The organism is Stenotrophomonas sp. 05L44_2, from assembly GCF_056665995.1.
Map to the genome: position 1 here is coordinate 1 of NZ_JBFTNR010000393.1, position 3,972 is coordinate 3,972.

Below are 3,972 nucleotides of genomic sequence, written 5' to 3' on the forward strand. Positions count from 1 at the left end.
CTTCCTGCACCCGGCGCAGCTCGGCCGACACGCGGTCGTTGTCACCGATCCGCCATTCGGCGGTGGCCTGGGCCTGGATCAACGATTCATTGCCACGCCGTGCTTCGCTGTAACGCGCATACAGGCTGAAATCGTCGGTCACGTAGCCCAGCAGTTCGGCGCCCTGTTCGCGCACGCGCTGGCCGGTGTCGAAGCGACCCACCGAATAGCCTCCCTCGACCTGCCGCCACCAGGCGCCGGCACTCCAGTCGCGCTGGGTCCAGCCCAGCTCGCGCAGGTTCACCCGTGCCTCCACCGCGGTCRCCTCGCCTTCGCGCGGCCCCTCGGGGTTGAGGCGGGTGAAGCTCAGACCACCATTGTCGGAGAAGAACACCGGCGCACTGGTCGCCTCGCTGCGGCTGTGCTCGACCTTCAGGTAGGTACCACGCCCGGCCTGCAGGGTCAGGTCCGCACCGCGCAGCGAATAGTCCTGCCCAGCGCGCTGTTCGTCCACATAGGTGGCCCCCACCGCCACGTGATCACCGAACCAGTGCTTGCCACGCACACCAGCGGTGATGTCGTCATTGTCGAAGCCGGTCGGCACCCATTCGTAGTCGACAATCAGGCGCTGCTCGTAGCCGTCCAGCGGCACGTCGCGGCTGATCCGGCGCAGGTTCTCGCGGCTGACCTGGGCCAGCGGCCGGGTCAGCAGGATGCGCCCCTGCAACGCATCGATCTCGTAGTCGGCACCGCGCACCAGCGACACCCGCTGTTCGACACGGCCGGTGGTGCGGTCACGGATCTCCAGCACCACCTGGTCCGAGCCGCGCAGGATGCTGGCGTGGCGCAGGTARTACAGGCTGCCGCCGGTGCCGATGAACTCGCTGTGGCCCGGCGCGGTCTCGGCCTGCGATCCGAACAGACGCAGTTCGGTCTGCGCATCGCCCCACGCATTGGCGCCGCGTGAGCGCCACGACAGCGCCGCACCGTACAGCGAACGCACGTACTGGGCGTACTCGGTGCCGCTCAGCCCCGTGTTGTAGTTGCCCCACAGCGCCTGGTTCTTGTCCCAGTCCATGCGCAGGTAGAAGCGGCCCATGCTGTCGACGTCGCGCTGGGTCAGCGAATCGTCGCCATAGGTGGGGTAATACAGGTCCGGGTCCAGGCTGCGGAACAGGTCCTGCGGATCGGCCGTGGTGAAACCGGTGAACAGCTCGTCCAGCGGCCGGTTCTGGGTATCGGCCTGCGCCGTCAACAGATAGCGGCCACGGGTCTTGGCCTTCAAATAGAACGCCAGGCGCCCGTCGCTGAGCACATCGTCACCGCGCTCGCCACGGGCGACATCGCGGCCCGCACCACTGGCCTTGTTCTGGTACACCGTGACATCGGCCAGGCCCACACCGAACAGATAGCTGCCGCTGACATCCACCTCCAGCGTGCGTGCGATCGCCGGCGCGTCGGGCCGCTCGACCCGCACGTCGAACACGTGGTGACCGATCGGCATCAGGTATTCAGCGGCGAATTTGCGGTCCTGGTCCAGCGGATAGCTTTCGCCATTGATCTTCAGTGCCGCGCCAAGCGGCAGGTCACGGCCCCGCAGGCGCACGCGCGAGCCGTACACCGGGATGTTCTGCTGGCGAAGACCGTTGCTGTCGAACACCTGCTCCAGCAGCGACAACGAAGCGGCCTGGTTGGCATCGACGGCCGTGCCGCGCCGATCTTCCAGCGCGTCACGCAGCTGCTGGTTGCCACGCTCCACTTCGGCCAGCGTCACCAGCTGCATGGACTGCGCCGAGGTCTCATCGACATTGCCCTCGGCATCGTACGCGCGCAGCACATAGACCAGGCGGTCGCCACGACGCAGCGGCGTGGACGCCGGCAGCGCACCGTCCCAACTGCCCTGCCCGACCGCAGCCACAGGCAGTTCAAAGGTCGCCAGGGGCGCGACCCGGTCACTGTCGCTGCCGCGGTAGAGGCTGACCTCCAGACGTTTGATGAACGCGGTGTAGTTGCCACGCACGAAGAATTCGACCGGACGCACGATGCGGCCCTGGTCGAACGCCACCATGCCCGGCGCCGAGATCGACAGCTCGGGCTGGCCCATGGCCGGGTCTTCGGTGGCCCAGATCGCGCCACCTTCCGGCAGGCGGATCATGAATTCACCGCGGACGGTCGCCTTGCCCGGCTCGTCCAGCGCCACGCTTACGCGCCGGTCCGGCTGCAGCACCTGCGATGACGAGCGCGTCGACGTGCCTTCGGTCACCGGCTCATCGAAGCTGCGCGAGCGCAGGGTGAACAGCAGGTCGCCCTCGGCGCTGCACTGGTTGCCCTCGCAGTGGATGGGCGCGCCATCGATGGACGCGTCGTTGGCCGGCGGCGGCGCGGCCTGCGCCGTTGCTGCCAGACCCAGCAGCAGTGACTGGTACAACGCAGCGCGGTGCAGGCGGGCGGGACGCCGGACGACAGAGTGATGGGCGCTCATCGGCGGGCCTCCTGTTGGTGGGCCGCCGCGCGGGTGGCGGCGGTCTCCTCGTTGCGCACGCGCAGGCGTTGCTGCACGGCAGGGCTGAGCTGCACGCGCAGCGCTTCGAACACGGCATTGGCACGGCGCAGGCCCAACGCCTGGTTGTAGGCGTGGCTGCCACGCACATCGGTATGGCCGACCAGGCTGACCTGGCCGCCCCCCATCTGCTCCAGGCGCGCGGCGATGGCAGCCAGCAGCGGCTTGAACTCCTCGCGGATCACCGCCTTGTCGGTGTCAAACAGCACGTTGCCGAGCAGCGCGCCGCCGGCATCAACGCCAGCGACCAGCGAGTGCGGATCGCGCACGTCGGTACGCAGCTGCACCGTCAGGCCAGCGCGCGAACCTTCAGCCACTTCGGCCTGCAGCGCATCACGCACGGCCACCGCACGGGCGAAGGCCAATGCCTGGCTTTCGCCGTTGGCGGCAATCACCACGTCACCGCCCTGGTAGCGATTGACCACCTCGGCCATCTTCGCCAGCACCGGACGATAGCTGGCACGCAGCTCGCTGCTGCCCGGGGCGAACAACACTTCGCCCAACGCCAGTTCGGCGCGCTCGGCGGCGGCCTGCGGCGACGGCGGCAGGCGCACGCCGAAGCTGAAGCGGGTCGGCACGCCCTGGGTAACCCGACGCAGCAACGGATTCTCGGTGGTCAGTCCGGAACCCGCCGGTACCGTTGCCGGGTCCAGCTTGACGATGAAGTTGCGGCCCAACCGCGCATCGCCACCGTGCACATCGGCCAGGTGGTAACGACCGAACGGATCGGTTTCGATCAGCAGGCCCTCCACGGTGGCCAGGCGCACGCCGGGAATGCCCTGCTCCTGGATGCCGCTGTTGCKGATCACGTAGGCCACTTCRTAGCCCTCGGCCACCCGCGCGATCTCGCGATGCACGGCCGGCTCGGCTGCGGTCAGGCCCTTGGCCGCCTCGCCACTGTGCTGCACGGTTGCCACACCCTGCGCATCCAGCTGCAGGCGATGGCCCTGGGCGCTTTCCAGCACGAAATCATCGGTGAAGGACAGTTCGCGCAGGCGCTGGCGGATCACCACCTGATGGCTATCGACCGTGTCCGACGTAGACGCCAGGCCGTGTACCACGCCCACCTGCACGCCATGCAGCAGGGGCGCGCTGGCATCGGCCAACGGCTGCGGTCCATCGCCACGATCCAGCGTTGTCGAACCCGGCACGTACGCGGCAGGCGCGAAACCGCCCTGTACGCGAACACCGGTGAGTTCCGCACTGTCCTGCCATCCGTCGCCGTCGCGGTCATCGAACACGGTGCCGAACACCAAGCTGTCTTCCAGCAGCGGGTCGGCATCCATGCGTACTTCAGCGGTCGCCACATTCGACAGCGGCGTGCCATCGTCAGCGGTGGCCACGGCCTGGTTGATGTGGTTGCCGGCACGCACGCCCGCGCCCACCCGCAACAGGTAGGTGATGGTGGCACTGCGGCCCACGGCGATGTCGAC

2 protein-coding genes are annotated in these 3,972 nt (G+C 68.2%); both read right to left on the reverse strand.

Annotation, left to right across the window (positions count from 1 at the left end; all coding sequences use genetic code 11):
• Positions 1-2,461 (reverse strand): hypothetical protein (locus AC1VAN_RS14185; RefSeq protein WP_480986025.1); only part of this gene is annotated, 2,461 nt, incomplete at its 3' end.
• Positions 2,458-3,972 (reverse strand): OmpA family protein (locus AC1VAN_RS14190; protein WP_480986026.1); only part of this gene is annotated, 1,515 nt, incomplete at its 5' end. The genes AC1VAN_RS14190 and AC1VAN_RS14185, both read right to left, overlap by 4 nt.